Raw genomic sequence first — 14,781 nt, 5'->3', positions numbered from 1 at the left:
GCAAAGGCAAAAGGCAAGACCTGACCCTGAGGTACGCGTAATGAGATAGCACTATTTTTTTAGATAGCCCGGCGGCTCAAGTAAAATAGTGGCAAAGTCCAGCCAATCCTCATCAGTTAGCGGCTCGGTTGTTCTTCCTACAACCACCTCTGTGGGCTGTGCTGCGACATCAAACGGCTCGCACGCTGTCCCCTGATGAAAAATCATCTGCCAGTGTTCGCCATCAAAACGATAGATTGAACTGCGCACCGAGTAGCTTGGGCTATCGTTTCCTGCGCGCTGTATCGTGGCGCGGTAAGTAAGCTGCGCCAGGCCATCGGCCAAAACCTTGCAGGTAAAGTCTTGTTGGGTAATCTCAGGTGGCGTTTCTGTTGGTAAACGCTCAAGCACATCCGCTTTACCAAAACAGCGGCCGGTTGCGCCGATTTCATAAAAATCATCGGCTAAATAGCGGTTAAGTAGTTCGGCAGATAAACGCGTAGCGGGCTGTACCAGTAGCTGTTCCAGTTCAATTAAATGCTGTGTAAGCAGCTTGCAGTCCATGGTATTCCCGAATCTATGGGTCAAAAAAATATTTAACACAGACTATAGAAGAAGAGAGGCCGCATTTGGCTTTCTCATACAACTATAGGAATTCTAATATGTACGACGACCTTATTCTGCCAACGATACATCTTTTCACCGCTATTGCGCACGCAATGACCGAATATTTTAAACTGAAGCAGCTACACACCAGCGGCTGCACTCAGCTGAACATCAACGTACGCAACTCTTTTCAACACCCCTTTTAATAGCTCGTTTCACGATTTCTACACATCTAAAAGTTGATGCGACGTTTTATTTGTTTATAATCGGTTAACTTTGAATGCTAGGAACCAATGACATGGATGTTAAACGCGCAGAACTGAAAATCACGATAGCCAAGTTAATTGAGCTGGCATACTCAACGGACAACGATCTTACAGTGAAACTGATGGCTAAATCAGGCAGTACCAAGCTGACAATAGATCAGAACGGCAAAGCTACGTTATCTGGAGCAGCAGGCAATCTGACATTTAGCGGCTCACCAGCGCTCGAGCAGATTGGTGCAAAAATTAAACGGGTAAGCATAAGCTTCACACGTGGAAGCGACAATAACGTTAAATACACCGCTACATTCAGCCTGGAAATTATAAGCATGTCAGTATCAGGCGAATTTGATATAGAGGCGCTTATTCTATCCTGCTCAGGCTTGCTGTGCCGTGCAGCAAGGGCAATGAAAGGCCGAAACCAAGCTCTTGAGCACCAGTACCAGCAAATAATGGGGAACTAGGGATGAAATATATTGTTAGTGCCGCAGCCCTATTGGCTTTGATCGGTTGCGCGGCGACAAAGCCGGTTTCTTTGTTCCAAACCTACACTGATTACAGCAGCCAGATGAATGCCGAAAATGTCGAGCAACTGGCACCGATTTACTTTAGTTCTAACCTGTTACCGCAGTCGTTTAGTGATGCTAGCGTCACACAGCAATTGCTGTTTAAAAACATGATGGCTAAGTCATTGCAGCATAAAGAGTTAATCACTGGGAACAGTGGTTGCGTGGCAGTAGTCGGCCAGGACAATGAGCAACAGCCACTGCAGTTTAATTTGGCTTACCGTGCTGAGAACGACAGCTGGTTAATTGAGCAGGTTCACGTTGTGTTTCTGGAACAATTCACTGAGCTTAAGCCGATAACCAATTGCGCGGAGTTGTTTCCCGGCTAATTTGAGTTATCCAACCGCTGCTACTATGCTCCACTCAGGTTATTTATTACGGCCAGTTTTATGATTACCGCTGAACAAATCAAACAGCTTTCCACCGCCGAAAAACTGCAGGTGATGGAAACCTTGTGGCAAGAACTCACTACCGAAGGTGCCGATAAACTCGCCTCCCCTGCCTGGCATCAGCAAGCTTTACAGCAAACAGAAAATGCGGTTAGAGAAGGTGATGAAGTAACGCATGACTGGGAGCTGGCGAAGCAGAGTTTACGTAATAAATTCCGATGAAAATTAAGGTTCTCACTGCTGCAATAAACGATCTGGAGAATGGCCGTTTGTTCTATCAACAGCAAGGAGAGCATCTTGGTGACTACTTCCTGGACGCCCTGTTTAGTGATATTGATTCTCTAGTTATTTACGCCGGTATCCACCAGCAGGTTTTTGGCCATTAACGAATGCTGGCACATCGTTTTCCTTATGCAATTTATTACAAAATGCCAAAGCCAGATGAAGCGGTAGTGTGGCGAGTATTAGATATGCAGGCTAAACCCGCAAAGACAGCTAAAAGCCTGGAGTCCTAGCGCTTAGTTGACAGTCAAAAGGCAAGACCTGACCCCGAAGACAGACACGAAGACAGACACTATCTGAAATTCATTAGCTGGTTTTTCAATTTGATAATACTCACCCACTTCGATTACTTTTCCGAAATCGATTTTAAAATTATTATCAGCCGGCTTTTCAGGTACTACTGTACATCCCGACAAAAGCAGTAAAATTATAAATAAAACCTGTCTTTTCATATGTGTCCCTTTAAATCACTAACAGTATGAATGGCAGCATCCCAGATATTGCCCAGCCGTTTTGCCAAAAGTTAAAATGCATTAGACCTGACACTGTACTTCCATAAGTTTGTCGTAATTAGTTTTACCCTTTGTTGGCTATTGCACTAGCCACTATTTTTTGCACCTCTGGTACATCACTTGTGCCAAAACGCTCCATTAACTCGTCATACACTATTATTGCTTCTTCTGAACGCTCCAGTTGGCCCAACGTGATACCTTTATATAGCATTGACTTAGCCACTGCTTCTTGCACCTCTGGTAAATCGCTAGTGCCAAAACGTTGGATTAGTTCATCATACACGGTGATTTCGTCTTCTGAGCGATCCAGCTTGCCCAGCCTTACGCCTTTGTTGATCAGAGCCATGACCACTTGCTCTTGCACTTCTGGCACAGTGCTCGTGCCAAAACGCTGGATTAGCTCGTCATAGACCGGGAATGCATTTTCTGAACGCTCCACTTTATCCAGCGTAATGCCTTTGAATAGCATTCCCTTAGCCACTGCCTCTTGCACCTCTGGTAAAACGCTTGTACCAAACCGCTGGATTAGTTCGTCCCACACCGAGATTGCGTCTTCTGAACGCTCCACTTTATCCAGCGTAATTCCTTTGAATAGCATTCCCTTAGCCAACGCCTCTTGCAACTCTGGCACATCACTTGTGCCAAAACGCTGGATTAGCTCGTCATACACAGTGATTGCATTTGCTGAACGACCCAGCTGCCCCTCCGTTATACCTTTATTGACGAGTGCCTGAGCCACTGATTCTTGCACTTCTAGCACATCGCTCGTGCCAAAACGCTGGATCAGCTCGTCATAGACCAGGATTTCGCCTTCTGGCCGATCCAGCTGACCTAACGTGATGCCCTTGTACAGCAAAGCCTGAGCCACTTTCTTTTGCACTTCTGGCACATCGCTTATACCATAACGCTGGATTAGCTCGTCATACACCATTATTTCGTTTTCTGAACGACCCAGCTTGCCCAAGCTTACGCCTTTGTTGACCAGTGCCTGAGCTACTAATTCGTGCACTTCGGGCACATCGCTTGTGCCAAAACGCTGGATTATTTCGTCATACACGGTGATTGCGTCTTCAAAACACTCAAGCATGCCCAGCCTTACGCCTTTGTTGACCAATGCCTTGACCACTAGCTCTTGCATTTCTGGCAAAGTGCTAGTGCCAAAACGCTGGATTAGCTCGTCATACACAGTGATTGCATTTGCTGAGCGACCCAGCTGCCCCTCCGTTATACCTTTATTGACGAGTGCCTGAGCCACTGATTCTTGTATTTCTGGCACATCGCTCATACCAAAACGCTGGATAAGCTCGTCATACACCACTATTTCGTTTTCTGAACGACCCAGCTGCCCCAGCGTGATGCCTTTGTTGACCATTGCCTGAGCCACTTGATCTTGCACCCCTGATACATCGCTTAGACCAAAACGCTGGATTAGCTCATCATAAACTTTGATTTCCAGCTCGAGATCAGTTTGCTTGAGTGCCCATCTCAAATAAGCCTTAGCAACCCAGTCTTGCTCAGCAATTTCCAAACTTCTGGCCGATTTAGAATGATTAATAATGTCCTGAAATTTACCCTGTAAATACAATTCAAGATAGTTTGGACCATGTGTTTCTTTTTCTCGTTGCTGTGCCTGTTTTAGACGTTGCCGCAACCCTTGCAAAATATCGTGAGTAATTGTTGAAGCAGACATGCCAACATCAGATTGATCGCCGGTTTTTATTTTATTCTCATTGCGTTGTGGAAACGCTGAGACTGCTTCTAACTCATCGAGTTGGTGAGCATATGGATCAGTAAAAATCATCGGCGGAAAACAATCTAGCTGTTGCGCCAATTCGATCAAAAATAAATCAGCTCCATCAGCACAGCGCATATAATGCGCTAAGTTTGTTTGCAAAATAGAATCGGCAATATGCGAGGGCGCTTGCTCAGCCATATCCACCCAAAACAGCCGGTGTTGACCTGAAAAATGATTTTTAATCTGTGGGAAAAAAGCATCCGCCTGCCCACTATAACCAATAAACAATGCTGGCGATTCATTTAAAGTCGCGCGAACAAATTGGCTCAATTGCAACGCATGATCGGCTGTTTCTTCATCAGAGTTAAGCTGGGCAAAACCGTGGCTCTGTCCGTGCAAATGTACAACGGCTGGGTTATCAATTAAATGATAGAGGTTTAAATTGGCAGCTGTAAAATCGTAAGTTGCGGGATACAAACCCAATAATCCACAGCTACGTGCCAATAAATTATCGAAGTTAAAAGTTAAAACTCGGCCAATATAACCTGCCCGCAACAAACACGCTAAAGCAATATGCGCCCAATTGATCTTTGCTTTGTCAATATAGCCTTTCAGAAAGCGTCTACGGTCATCGCGTCCAATTTGTGCCATGCACTTTCCGTAGTCTTCGCGATCAGCACCAACCAGTAACTTCAGCTCAGTTTTAAAATGCTTTTGCATATCTTCTATTAGTTGTTTCGCCAGTGGAATTCCCGCCTTGAAAGAGCAACCCGCACCAGTAAAAAATACGAATGGCTTTTCGCTTTCCTTTGCTTTACGAATAAATTCAGCCAAATCAGCAATAGAATATTGTTGTGACACTTTGCCCATTCTCCTCAAACCTTGTTTTAATTTAATAACTTCGGGGATGGGTCTTGCCTTTTGTCATACCTTCAGTTGTTTTATCAAACCAGCTAACTGTCAATCAGCTACCACCTTTACCTTAAACTTAAACACCGTCAAGTATTTAAATCGGCTAAGCTATTGAACCAGCGTACAGTTCTTTACCAAAACCAGCGGTCGCATCAAAATCCATGCTGCCATTTGGAGTTCAAATAAAACCAACGAACTTCTGATTTAATGCTGATATTGCCGCTTTCTGGTTGTTTTTTGTGCTAAAAATTTGTTCTGGCGTTAGTTGAAACCTGCTTCAATAAGAAAAGAATTTTCTGTTCCGTGTAATCTCACCTGATTAACCAACAGCCCCCCAGCCAGAAAACTATTTTCTTGCTTGCTCAATACACTTTAAAAAGTTACTATTTTTTTAACTTTAATTTACAAGGATGAAGGATGAAACAAGCAAGCCACCAGTTGGCAGATCGCACATATGCCCAGTTACGGGAACAAAGCCGGTTAAAGTCTTTAGAGAAAATGCCATTGAACATTCGGGAAGCGGTAACGCTTGACGATATTACAGGCAGAACAATGGCGCAGTTATCCCGTTGGGAGGCGCATCCTGATCGCCGGGTAATGTGGTCGTGGCAGCATTGGGCCAGCCGTTACGCCGCCATTTATCCTAAACGGTTTGAGCTCGCTATCTGGTTTCATAGTAAGCTGTGCAGTGTGTCATTGGGTCGACCAACCTGGGGTGCCGGCAAATTGCGTTTAGATATGATTGAATCTTCTCCTGAGAAAACACCACTAACAGGCCAGACGGTACAATTAACGGTTTTAGTCGCGGAAACTTATGCAGACATTATTGGCGCTGAGCAGATCAGAATAATGAACCCAATAAACAGCAAAGTACGTTCGCATTATGAAGCTATGGGCTTCACCTATGTTGGCGGTAAAAGTGACTACTGTGTGAAGGATTTACTATGAACAAACGAACTGACAGGCCTGAACCCGGTACTCCCGAGTTTGACGAATGGCTTGGTAAGCGGATAGCCAAACGCGTTAAAGAGCTGGAAAGCGTACCCGATTTAGAAGACGAAGTTGGCGTATTGTCCGGTAGCTTTGAAAGCATGACTAATACCGATGCTGAAGCCTTTCCTGACGAACCGGAAGAATATATGCCGCATGAACGGGTAAAGATTGTGGTAGATAACAACAGTAAAAAGAAACCCTAGGACTTTAAGGACTCGAAGTTCAACAGCAAAACCTGGCTTAGCTGCTGCTGATAACCGACTGCTCAAGTAAACCTAACCAGGCTGGGTGGAATTAGCCGTTTGCACAGTAATTTGCAGCCCCAGTGCTTTGGCAACCTTGGCTACAGTAGCAAAGGTAGGGTTGCCGTCTGGTGAAAAAGCTTTATACAAGCCTTCGCGGCTGATGCCGGTATCGCGCGCCAGTTGGCTCATATTTTTCGCTTTGGCAATTACACCTAACGCATGCACAATAAAAGCCGGATCATCACCCGCTTCTTCAATGCAGGCTTCAAGATATAGCTGAATATCTTCGTCAGTTTTTAAATGCTCTGCGCTGTCCCAGCGCATGGTTTTAATAGCCATAACCTACACCTCTGCCCATATCGTTTGACTACAGCAGCTTACGCCACTGATTTGGCAATATTCTGCGCCACAACATAGGCTTTGTACTGGGCGTCAATTTTAAAAAACACCTCTACCGGCGCGTTATAAACCCGCTTAATCTTGGTTGCCAGATCAATGCTTAACTCACTTTCGCCATTTATAAAACGGGTGATGGTAGATTTAGCCACATTCAGATCACGGGCTGCATCGGCTGCTGTCAGGTTTTTACGCTGAAGATAGCGTTTAAAATGTGCGCCGGCGGCTTTTGGCGGGCCAATCAGGCCCATCTCGCGCAGGTTTTCACTGCTTAGCAATTCCGTATTGTTTGTCATTTCATCTATTACCTTAACGTTGAAACGCGCGTTGAAATTACACGGCGAACCTTATGTCAATACAGCTTAGCCCTTGAGCCAACTGTTGAAAAGCGTTGACGCCAGCGCCTTGCCAGAGAGCTAACCTCTGGCCTCAAACAATGCCGTTTGCTTTAGCCCCGCTATCCGCTAAGCTGCTTTACACCCTTTCTCCTACTGCCGGATAGACCATGCGTATGCTGTTTACTCTGACAGGCTATGTGCTGGCTGGCTATTGCCTGCTGTGCTTATTGCTGTATCTGTTACAGCGGCAGTTTCCGCTGTTTCCGGTTAAGTGGTTGCTAAAAGATACTTACAACTCTGTGGCCTATGCGCCTGGCATTAACAGCCCGACGCTGATTTTACTGGCAGAACAAGATGAAATTATCGGCCGTACCCACAGCGAGGCGCTGTACCGGGCATTTGCGCCCGGCGTTGCCACGCTTAAAAGCTACAGCGGTAGCCACAATACTAACCTACCCGCCAGCCAGCTTGCCGCCTGGCTTGCCGCTGCAACACTCTGATGCAAGATCCCGATGCGCCACCGGTACATTGAGTGCCCTTGGGGTTCTGTTAGGCTCTAACAACTGCGCTAAATTAGCTGGCGCGTTAGCGGTCTTTGTATGTTTTATTTGCCTCAAAAGCTTCCAGCTCCAGCGGCGAGTTGTCGTAGCCGTAGTTAACTAAATCGGCAAAGTGTTGAGTGATCACCTGCTTTAAGCTGGCACGCTCTATTTGCAACACATGCACCAGCTCGTGCGCGAGCTTAGGCGTATTTAGCGGATAGTCTTTTCTGACATAAATCGAGTAACCAAATACCTGAGCGTTGTTAACTATGCCATCGCCAATAAAACCTGTGGCCTCACCGACGAATTTCAGCATAGGATTGTGATGCGGAAATGGCACGGCATCGACGTACACCAACCTGACTTCTTCCGGTTTTTTTATGCCGATCTCTTTGGCAAGTGCTAACTGCGCTTCGTTAAGCGGCTCACCCATTTTTACACCAGCAGCTTCTGTTTCAAGGGCCCAGTCGATATATTGTGGCAAAATGACTGCTGAAATAATGCTTTGCTTAAATACGATTACTGCGCCAATAAGCGCCAGCACAAAAGACAATACTATGGTTATTTTTTTCATCCAGCTTAATGTCCAATCTGTTAGTGGCGTTTATTATGCTTGCTAAACTGCTCTTTGTCGAAAAAATGCAATAAAACAACATACTTAGGCACCAGGGGCTTGGGGTCACCAGGGGCTTGGGGTCAGGCCTTGCTATTTGCCTGATACACACTGCTTTGTATATCAACCCCAACGCAGCTTCGACCTTTGTCTAATTTGCCCTTATAGACGATCGGTCTATTATTCTTGCATGACGACATTAAATACCACACCCCGCCGAGGCCGGCCGCCCAGAACGGCACAACAGCGGGATATCCGCGCCGAGCTTATTCGAAGCGGGCTTGAGCATTTAACCGAAATCGGTTTTACCGCCTCTGGCCTGGATAAGGTGCTAAAAAGCGTCGGGGTGCCTAAAGGCTCGTTTTATTTTTACTTCAAAAGTAAAGAAGCCTTTGGCCATGCCGTGCTTGATAGCTACGCCAACTACTTTGCCAGCAAGCTTGATAGCTGCTTGCTTGATCAGCGCTTTTCGCCGCTTACGCGGATTGGCAATTTTGTTGACGATGCCAAACAGGGCATGGCCCGGCATAGGTTTAAGCGCGGTTGCCTGGTGGGCAATTTAGGCCAGGAAGTAGATGTATTACCCGAAAGCTTTCGAGCGGTGCTGATAGCTATCTTTCAAAGCTGGCAGCAGCGTATTGCTGCCTGTCTGCGCGAGGCGCAACTGGCCGGTGAGTTAGCGCCAACGGCTGATTGCACTGCACTGGCCGAGTTTTTCTGGATTGGCTGGGAGGGCGCGGTCAGCCGCTCGCGGCTGGAGCAAAGTACAAAACCGTTAGAGCGCTATCTGGCGCTGTTTATTCAGGGGTTAGGCAAGTAAATTTTGTTAATAAATAGGCGTTACGTCTATTGGGGAGACACTATGTTTAAAGGCGTATTAATTGAAAAAGACGAGAGCGGTTATCATGCCGCGCTTAAAGATTTAGACGACTCTGTGCTAATGGACGGCGATACGCGGCTTAGTGTGGCTTACAGCACGCTTAATTATAAAGATGCGCTGGCCATTAGCGGTAAAGCCCCGGTGGTGCGTAAATTTCCCATGATCCCCGGCATTGATTTAGCCGGCACAGTAATAAGCTGCAGCTCGGGTAAGTTTAAAGCCGGTGACGAGGTGCTGCTAAACGGTTTTGGCGTTGGTGAAGCGCACTGCGGCGGCCTGGCACAACAAGCCCAACTTAACAGCGAATGGTTAATTGCCCTGCCCAAGGGGTTAACAGCCAAACAGGCAATGGCAATTGGTACTGCAGGCTACACCGCTATGCTGTGTGTGATGGCGCTGCAAAAGCATGGCGTAAAGCCGGGAAACGGCGAAATACTGGTTACCGGCGCCAATGGCGGCGTCGGCAGTTATGCCATAGCGATACTGGCTAAACTGGGTTACAGCGTTGTCGCCGCGACCGGCAGAATGGCAGAAGCCGGCTATTTAACCGCGCTTGGCGCCAGCGATATTATTGACCGGCACACCCTGTCTGAACCCGGTAAACCGCTGGCGAAAGAGCGCTGGGCTGGCGTAGTTGATTCTGTCGGCAGCCATACTCTGGTTAATGCCTGTGCCAGTACCAAGTACGGTGGTATTGTTGCTGCCTGTGGTCTGGCGCAGGGCATGGATTTACCAGGCACGGTAGCGCCCTTTATTCTGCGCGGTGTGACCTTAGCCGGCATCGACAGCGTGATGCGCCCGCTTCAAGATCGCATCGAGGCCTGGGAAAAGTTGGCAACGCTGTTGGACGCCGGCACGCTGGAAAATATCGCCACCGAAATCGGTTTATCGCAGGTGTGTGACACCGCACAGCAATTGCTCGAGGGCAAGGTGCGTGGACGTATCGTAGTGAATGTAAACCAGCTTTAAGCCAAGCCATCAGCGGTAATACACAGCTACTGTTTAGCTAGGCTATGGTTACCGCTGCAAAGGCACACTAGCGTTAGCCTGTCTTGCCGTTAGTGATCTTTGCCCGCTATTGCCTCAACAGTGCCATTGCTGGCGATAACCTGATACTGGCCCGGCGAAACCACTATAGGTGCAGGAAAGCCGCGCCCCAGTACCCGCATGCCATCGTTATTTTCACCTTCTGCGTTGGCAAAACCGTTGTTGACCACTGCAGCAAAATGCTCGTACGACGCCCACACCACGATATTGACATACTGAATGCTGCCATCGTCCTGCCGGTTAATCGATTTATAAAAGGTCGAACTGACAAAGCCGGCTTGTTTACTAAAGTAATTTACATATTCCTGGCGCACGTGCTCGGCTTGCTGCTCCATGCCGGCAGGTACGGAAATGGTATTAATAACACTTAACTGCGGCATAAAAACCTTTCCTGTTATGTCAGATATTTACTAAAGATCCCGCAAAGGTCACTTTGCTGCCGCTACTGAAAATATCAGCAGCATTTTATCTCAAGCCTTTAGCGGGTTCAGTGGCCACGTTGCCTTGTAGTGTTCGCAGTATTAACCGCGCATATTGTTTGTAACCTTGTTCATCAAAAGCGCTTGATGACGGATTCATAAAGCCATGCGTAAAACGGGTAGGTTGTGCGCTTACACCCGGTTTAGTTTGTAACTGCGCACAGACAGAAGCCACATCAAAATGCGGCTCGCTGTGGCCAAAGATAACCTCAGTGGCTAGTTGCGGTTGAAGCGCCAGATGCTGGTGAATTTGGCCGGGGTAAAACAGTATCGCCTGCTTTACCTGAGCGCTGTCGCATGTTGCCAGTGCGCGCCATAGTGCCGTCGCGCCAGCACTAAAACCCAGAGCGATATCGTATGGCTGCCCGCTGCGTTGCAGCGCCTGTGCCGCGATAACAGCATAATTATCGTGCCCACACTGGGCGATATAAGCGTCATAGGCCTGAGCTTCACCGGTAAACTGCTGCGCCTTACCCTGATAAGGGTCAACCAGGTGCAGCGTGGCGCCGCTTTGGCGTAAGTCGGCCAGCAGACGTTCCAGGCCTGAACAGGCTCCAAAGATATCGCTAATTACTAAAACTACTTTTGTCATTCAACCCCATTGCAGCGGTACGGCTGCCGATGTTTGCGCAATTAACAGTTGCTGTTGAACCAGCATCCCGGTCTGTGACAGCACCGCCTGTTTCGTCAACAAGGTGGTGCCGGTATCGGCCTGCAGACTAACCCAGGCATTACGGCCACTTTTCTTGGCACAATACAGCGCTTTGTCGGCAATATTGATAACATCCTGCCAGCTTAATAACTGATGCTGAGCAGTAATAAACGGATAGGAAGCGCAACCAATCGAAATAGTGCAATTTAACGTCACACCGTTGCCAAGTTCAAACTGCGTGGCGGCAACTTCCTGGCGTAAACGTTCGGCCAGTGCTAACGCATTGCACCAGTCGGTTTGCCTGGCCACTACCAGAAATTCTTCACCGCCCCAGCGGATAAAATAATCGGAATGACGAAAGATTTTCTCCAGCTTAAGTGGTATCTGTTTTAACAAACTGTCCCCCCCGGCATGGCCATAATTGTCATTTACCGCTTTAAAGTGATCGATATCAATCAGAAAAAAGTGCAGCTTCGCTTTGTCTGCCTCAGCACCGTCGCCTGCCGGTGCGGCAAAGAAGCGTTGGATAGCATGAATATCGGCGGCTAATACCTGCGTTAAGAAGCGGCGGTTTTTCAGCCCGGTTAACGGATCGGTCAGGCTGGCTTGCTCCAGTTCTTTATTTGCTTTATCCAGTTCCAGATTACGCCGTGACAACTCCCGGGTTTGTTCATTTACCAACGCCTGCAAACGGGCGCCTTTTAATTTTAAGTAGCGCACCCGGCGCTGAAACCCTAAGTACAGCGCGGTAAGAATACCCAGACACAGCAAGGCCCTGAACCACCAGTACTCATACCAGGCCGGTTGTTGCACTATGCTAAGTGCCAGCTGATGCGGGCTCCATTGTCCGGCTTTATTGCTGGCTTTAATCTGTAGTGTGTACTCACCCGGGTCCAGGTTGGTATAGGTTGCAACGCGATGTTGTGCACTGCTGTACTGCCAATCGTTGTCATACCCCAGCAGCTGGTAAGCGTATTGGTTGTGCTCTGGCGCTGAGTAATCCAAAGCCGAGAACTCTACGCTTAAACTGCGTACCTCTGCTGACAGCACCACGGCTTTACCGGCAATAACGGGCTGGCTGATGCCATCTACCGATAACTCGCTAATCACCACCGGCGGCTGGTAATCCCAGCTGGTGTAACGCTGCGGGCGCACCATCAATAAACCTTTGGTACCGCCGTACAACAAGGTGCCGTCACGCAGCTTAGCATAGCTGCCAACCCAAACCGTACCGATATCAATACCATCGGCCTTACCCAGGCTGCGAAACTGTAACGGCTGCCGCTCTAACAGATGCCACTGTGTCCAGATTCGGCCGCTCTCGTCCGCTAATAAATTGGCGCCCATATATAAACCGGCTTTACCGGCTTTAGCACTTATTGCCTCAAAGTGCGCTTGATCACCCTGCCAGCCGCTAAAGCGATGCAAACCGCCGCGGGTATCTACCCAAAGCTGCCCCTCTGCATCAACCAGCAGGCCGGAAACCAGATTGTCGGCCAGGCTATGCGGATTGTCCGGCTGATGAAAAATGCCACTTAACTGGCTGGCACCTGGCGCTAAGACATATAAACCATTAGTGGTCCCCACCCATAAATAGCCATCCGCTGTTTTTGCCAGTGCATTGACAAATTCGCTCATCGGTTGATTATTGCTAAGCAAAAACGATTCAAAACGGTTACTGCTGGCATGCCAGCGCGCTAAGCCACTGCGCGTACCCACCCAGATGTTTTCGTGTTGATCGGCCAGTAAAGTGCGGACAAAGTTGCCAGGCAGACCATGCTGCACAGAGTAATGCTGAAAGTCTTTGGTGTCGGCGCGATACCGGTACAGCCCACTGTCCATGCCGACCCATATGGTGCCACCTTCTGTCTGCACCATAGTACGGACTAAGCTGTTGCCCAGCGCGTTGGCGTTGTTGTTGTCGGGCTTAATGGTATACAGCAACCCCTTTGTTGGCGAAACAACGTCTATTCCCTTACCCCAACTGCCCAGCCAGACCGTACCGTCGGCCAGTTCTAACACCGAGCGTACATTGCTGAAGCTGAGAAACCCGGGCCGTACCGGGCTGTGCCGCAGCGTACGAAAGGCTGCATTTGATGGGTTGTATCGGTTTAAGCCACCGCCCCAGGTTGCAATAAATACCATACCGGAGCGGTCGAGCCAAAAATCGGCTACCGCATTCGAAGTTATACTGCCGGTCATGGCGGCATCATGCAGAATATGCTCAGCTACCACGCCGGTTTGCGGCTCGATGATGAGGATGCCACTGCCGTACAAACCTACCCACAGCTGGTCTTTTACCTGAGTAATGGCCCTGACTTCAGGATTGGCCGGTACGCCATCCAGCCTGATCCTGGTGTCTATATGCTGTATTTGTCCGCTGTCAGGGCGATACACACTCAGGCCGTGCATGCGGGTACCCACCCAGATAGCGCCATCATTTGCCTGGAATAATTCGCGGATTTCCTGGCCGGCAAACGCTGCTGTCGTCTTATCTGCGGCCTGAAAGGCGACAATGGCGTCGCTTGCCGCCGTCTTAACATAGAGACCGTTTTGTGTGCCCAGCCATAAATTATTATGTTTATCTAACAGCAGCGCCAGAATACGCTTATCTGGCTGTTTATTACCGGCGGGCAGTTGTGGACGATAGGCTGTTATCTGTGCCCTGGCAGTATCAAAGTAATCCAGGCCATTACCGGTGCCTATCCAAACGCCGCCGTCAGCCGCAGCGGTGATTGCCCAGACATCATTATGCGACAAGCTGTTGGCCGTGCCCGTTGCATTGCTATAGTTGGTAAATTGTTCCGTCGCCGGATCAAACACTGACAGGCCGTTAGAGGTAGTACCTATCCAGAGTCGGCCATCATTAGCCAGCCATAGAGTATTGATAAAGTTGCCGCTAAGGGATGCCGGGTCGTCGGGGTTGTGCTGATATTTTTTGAAATGGTAGCCATCAAAGCGCAGCAGGCCAAACTGGGTGCCAATCCACAAAAATCCGCTGTTATCCTGCGCCAGGGCTGTCACTACGCCGCCAGGTATAGCGTCTTCGTTGCCAACGGTATCGAAGTATCGCTGCCCCAAGCTAAACAGGTCGCCATCTTGCGCAGCATACGCCAGACGGCATTGGCACAGCACAAGCAACAACAGCGGGACTATTAGCCGGTAGGTCCAATCCTGATTGGCGGGCATTTTTACCTTGCAATCCTCAGCTTAGTGCACAGGTGGCGCCAGCGTTTAGCGCCACATTAGATTATGCTTGCAAAGGTAGCAGAACAACAGCTGCAATCCAAGAGGCCAGGCTAAGCACCAATCAGCCATAACGCCTTGTTGATGCCGCTGTTGCTCTGTCGTG

General features: G+C 48.6%; 17 protein-coding genes. 9 read left to right on the top strand and 8 right to left on the bottom strand.

Annotated features, from left to right (window positions below):
- Nucleotides 1–51: 51 nt before the first annotated feature.
- Nucleotides 52–543: a nuclear transport factor 2 family protein gene (locus tag MN202_RS03945; RefSeq protein WP_335734781.1), complete on the bottom strand. Its 492-nt coding sequence runs from the start codon at nucleotides 541–543 to the stop codon at nucleotides 52–54.
- Nucleotides 544–883: 340 nt separating this feature from the next.
- Here MN202_RS03945 and MN202_RS03940 point away from each other — a divergent pair, with 340 nt between their 5' ends.
- Genes MN202_RS03940 through MN202_RS03925 form a run of 4 tightly spaced genes read left to right on the top strand, consistent with a single transcriptional unit; the run spans nucleotide 884 to nucleotide 2,189 of the window.
- A complete protein-coding gene (locus MN202_RS03940; RefSeq protein WP_335734780.1) occupies nucleotides 884–1,312 on the top strand; it encodes a hypothetical protein in 429 nt (142 codons plus the stop codon).
- A gap of 2 nt (nucleotides 1,313–1,314) precedes the next feature.
- Nucleotides 1,315–1,743, top strand: coding sequence for a hypothetical protein (locus MN202_RS03935; protein ID WP_335734779.1), 429 nt, complete (start codon nucleotides 1,315–1,317; stop codon nucleotides 1,741–1,743).
- Nucleotides 1,744–1,803: 60 nt separating this feature from the next.
- On the top strand, nucleotides 1,804–2,025 hold the full coding sequence (locus MN202_RS03930) for an addiction module protein (protein ID WP_335734778.1): 222 nt from the start codon (nucleotides 1,804–1,806) through the stop codon (nucleotides 2,023–2,025).
- Nucleotides 2,022–2,189, top strand: a complete 168-nt coding sequence (locus MN202_RS03925) for a hypothetical protein (protein ID WP_335734777.1) — start codon at nucleotides 2,022–2,024, stop codon at nucleotides 2,187–2,189. Before MN202_RS03930 ends, MN202_RS03925 begins: the two co-directional genes overlap by 4 nt.
- 472 nt (nucleotides 2,190–2,661) lie before the next feature.
- Here MN202_RS03925 and MN202_RS03920 read toward each other — a convergent pair whose 3' ends face one another.
- A complete protein-coding gene (locus MN202_RS03920) occupies nucleotides 2,662–5,193 on the bottom strand; it encodes an SIR2 family protein (protein WP_335734776.1) in 2,532 nt (843 codons plus the stop codon).
- 468 nt (nucleotides 5,194–5,661) lie between these two features.
- Here MN202_RS03920 and MN202_RS03915 point away from each other — a divergent pair, with 468 nt between their 5' ends.
- Nucleotides 5,662–6,192 carry a hypothetical protein gene (locus MN202_RS03915; RefSeq protein ID WP_335734775.1) on the top strand — a complete coding sequence of 177 codons (531 nt, stop codon included), beginning with the start codon at nucleotides 5,662–5,664 and terminating at the stop codon, nucleotides 6,190–6,192.
- A complete protein-coding gene (locus MN202_RS03910; protein ID WP_335734774.1) occupies nucleotides 6,189–6,440 on the top strand; it encodes a hypothetical protein in 252 nt (83 codons plus the stop codon). The genes MN202_RS03915 and MN202_RS03910 overlap by 4 nt, the downstream gene beginning before the upstream one ends.
- Before the next feature lie 72 nt (nucleotides 6,441–6,512).
- On the opposite strand, the gene MN202_RS03905 is transcribed toward MN202_RS03910, so the two are convergent.
- Both MN202_RS03905 and MN202_RS03900 read right to left on the bottom strand, forming a co-directional pair.
- Nucleotides 6,513–6,821 carry an addiction module antidote protein gene (locus MN202_RS03905; protein ID WP_335734773.1) on the bottom strand — a complete coding sequence of 103 codons (309 nt, stop codon included), beginning with the start codon at nucleotides 6,819–6,821 and terminating at the stop codon, nucleotides 6,513–6,515.
- Nucleotides 6,822–6,859: 38 nt separating this feature from the next.
- The gene (locus tag MN202_RS03900; protein ID WP_008222020.1) at nucleotides 6,860–7,174 is read right to left on the bottom strand and encodes a helix-turn-helix transcriptional regulator; all 315 of its coding nucleotides are present in this window, start codon (nucleotides 7,172–7,174) and stop codon (nucleotides 6,860–6,862) included.
- Between the two features lie 209 nt (nucleotides 7,175–7,383).
- Here MN202_RS03900 and MN202_RS03895 point away from each other — a divergent pair, with 209 nt between their 5' ends.
- Nucleotides 7,384–7,716: an alpha/beta hydrolase family protein gene (locus MN202_RS03895; RefSeq protein ID WP_335734772.1), complete on the top strand. Its 333-nt coding sequence runs from the start codon at nucleotides 7,384–7,386 to the stop codon at nucleotides 7,714–7,716.
- 85 nt (nucleotides 7,717–7,801) lie between these two features.
- Here MN202_RS03895 and MN202_RS03890 read toward each other — a convergent pair whose 3' ends face one another.
- Nucleotides 7,802–8,332: a hypothetical protein gene (locus MN202_RS03890; RefSeq protein ID WP_335734771.1), complete on the bottom strand. Its 531-nt coding sequence runs from the start codon at nucleotides 8,330–8,332 to the stop codon at nucleotides 7,802–7,804.
- Nucleotides 8,333–8,561: 229 nt separating this feature from the next.
- Between MN202_RS03890 and acuR the strand changes: the two genes are divergently transcribed.
- Both acuR and acuI read left to right on the top strand, forming a co-directional pair.
- Nucleotides 8,562–9,191: an acrylate utilization transcriptional regulator AcuR gene (gene acuR / locus MN202_RS03885; protein WP_335734770.1), complete on the top strand. Its 630-nt coding sequence runs from the start codon at nucleotides 8,562–8,564 to the stop codon at nucleotides 9,189–9,191.
- A 42-nt stretch (nucleotides 9,192–9,233) separates the two neighbouring features.
- On the top strand, nucleotides 9,234–10,220 hold the full coding sequence (acuI, locus tag MN202_RS03880) for an acrylyl-CoA reductase (NADPH) (protein WP_335734769.1): 987 nt from the start codon (nucleotides 9,234–9,236) through the stop codon (nucleotides 10,218–10,220).
- An 89-nt stretch (nucleotides 10,221–10,309) separates the two neighbouring features.
- Here acuI and MN202_RS03875 read toward each other — a convergent pair whose 3' ends face one another.
- The 3 genes from MN202_RS03875 to MN202_RS03865 form a co-directional block, all read right to left on the bottom strand.
- On the bottom strand, nucleotides 10,310–10,678 hold the full coding sequence (locus MN202_RS03875; RefSeq protein WP_335734768.1) for an antibiotic biosynthesis monooxygenase family protein: 369 nt from the start codon (nucleotides 10,676–10,678) through the stop codon (nucleotides 10,310–10,312).
- A gap of 85 nt (nucleotides 10,679–10,763) precedes the next feature.
- Nucleotides 10,764–11,369: a dienelactone hydrolase family protein gene (locus MN202_RS03870; RefSeq protein ID WP_335734767.1), complete on the bottom strand. Its 606-nt coding sequence runs from the start codon at nucleotides 11,367–11,369 to the stop codon at nucleotides 10,764–10,766.
- Entirely contained in the window at nucleotides 11,370–14,618 is a 3,249-nt protein-coding gene (locus tag MN202_RS03865; protein WP_335734766.1) for a diguanylate cyclase, read from the bottom strand. It lies immediately after the preceding gene.
- Nucleotides 14,619–14,781: the final 163 nt, after the last annotated feature.

The organism is Rheinheimera muenzenbergensis (genome assembly GCF_036984005.1).
GTDB classification, from domain to species: domain Bacteria; phylum Pseudomonadota; class Gammaproteobacteria; order Enterobacterales; family Alteromonadaceae; genus Alishewanella; species Alishewanella muenzenbergensis.
Note: the sequence above shows the minus strand (reverse complement) of the source record. Positions and strands in the feature narration are given on the sequence as shown.

Coding starts and splice junctions, on each gene's coding strand:
- MN202_RS03890 (WP_335734771.1), bottom strand. CDS start 8,332: ATGAAAAAAATAACCATAGTATTGTCTTTTGTGCTGGCGCTTATTGGC.
- acuI (WP_335734769.1), top strand. CDS start 9,234: ATGTTTAAAGGCGTATTAATTGAAAAAGACGAGAGCGGTTATCATGCC.
- acuR (WP_335734770.1), top strand. CDS start 8,562: ATGACGACATTAAATACCACACCCCGCCGAGGCCGGCCGCCCAGAACG.
- MN202_RS03900 (WP_008222020.1), bottom strand. CDS start 7,174: ATGACAAACAATACGGAATTGCTAAGCAGTGAAAACCTGCGCGAGATG.
- MN202_RS03930 (WP_335734778.1), top strand. CDS start 1,804: ATGATTACCGCTGAACAAATCAAACAGCTTTCCACCGCCGAAAAACTG.
- MN202_RS03915 (WP_335734775.1), top strand. CDS start 5,662: ATGAAACAAGCAAGCCACCAGTTGGCAGATCGCACATATGCCCAGTTA.
- MN202_RS03935 (WP_335734779.1), top strand. CDS start 1,315: ATGAAATATATTGTTAGTGCCGCAGCCCTATTGGCTTTGATCGGTTGC.
- MN202_RS03905 (WP_335734773.1), bottom strand. CDS start 6,821: ATGGCTATTAAAACCATGCGCTGGGACAGCGCAGAGCATTTAAAAACT.
- MN202_RS03940 (WP_335734780.1), top strand. CDS start 884: ATGGATGTTAAACGCGCAGAACTGAAAATCACGATAGCCAAGTTAATT.
- MN202_RS03910 (WP_335734774.1), top strand. CDS start 6,189: ATGAACAAACGAACTGACAGGCCTGAACCCGGTACTCCCGAGTTTGAC.
- MN202_RS03865 (WP_335734766.1), bottom strand. CDS start 14,618: ATGCCCGCCAATCAGGATTGGACCTACCGGCTAATAGTCCCGCTGTTG.
- MN202_RS03945 (WP_335734781.1), bottom strand. CDS start 543: ATGGACTGCAAGCTGCTTACACAGCATTTAATTGAACTGGAACAGCTA.
- MN202_RS03895 (WP_335734772.1), top strand. CDS start 7,384: ATGCGTATGCTGTTTACTCTGACAGGCTATGTGCTGGCTGGCTATTGC.
- MN202_RS03925 (WP_335734777.1), top strand. CDS start 2,022: ATGAAAATTAAGGTTCTCACTGCTGCAATAAACGATCTGGAGAATGGC.
- MN202_RS03875 (WP_335734768.1), bottom strand. CDS start 10,678: ATGCCGCAGTTAAGTGTTATTAATACCATTTCCGTACCTGCCGGCATG.
- MN202_RS03870 (WP_335734767.1), bottom strand. CDS start 11,369: ATGACAAAAGTAGTTTTAGTAATTAGCGATATCTTTGGAGCCTGTTCA.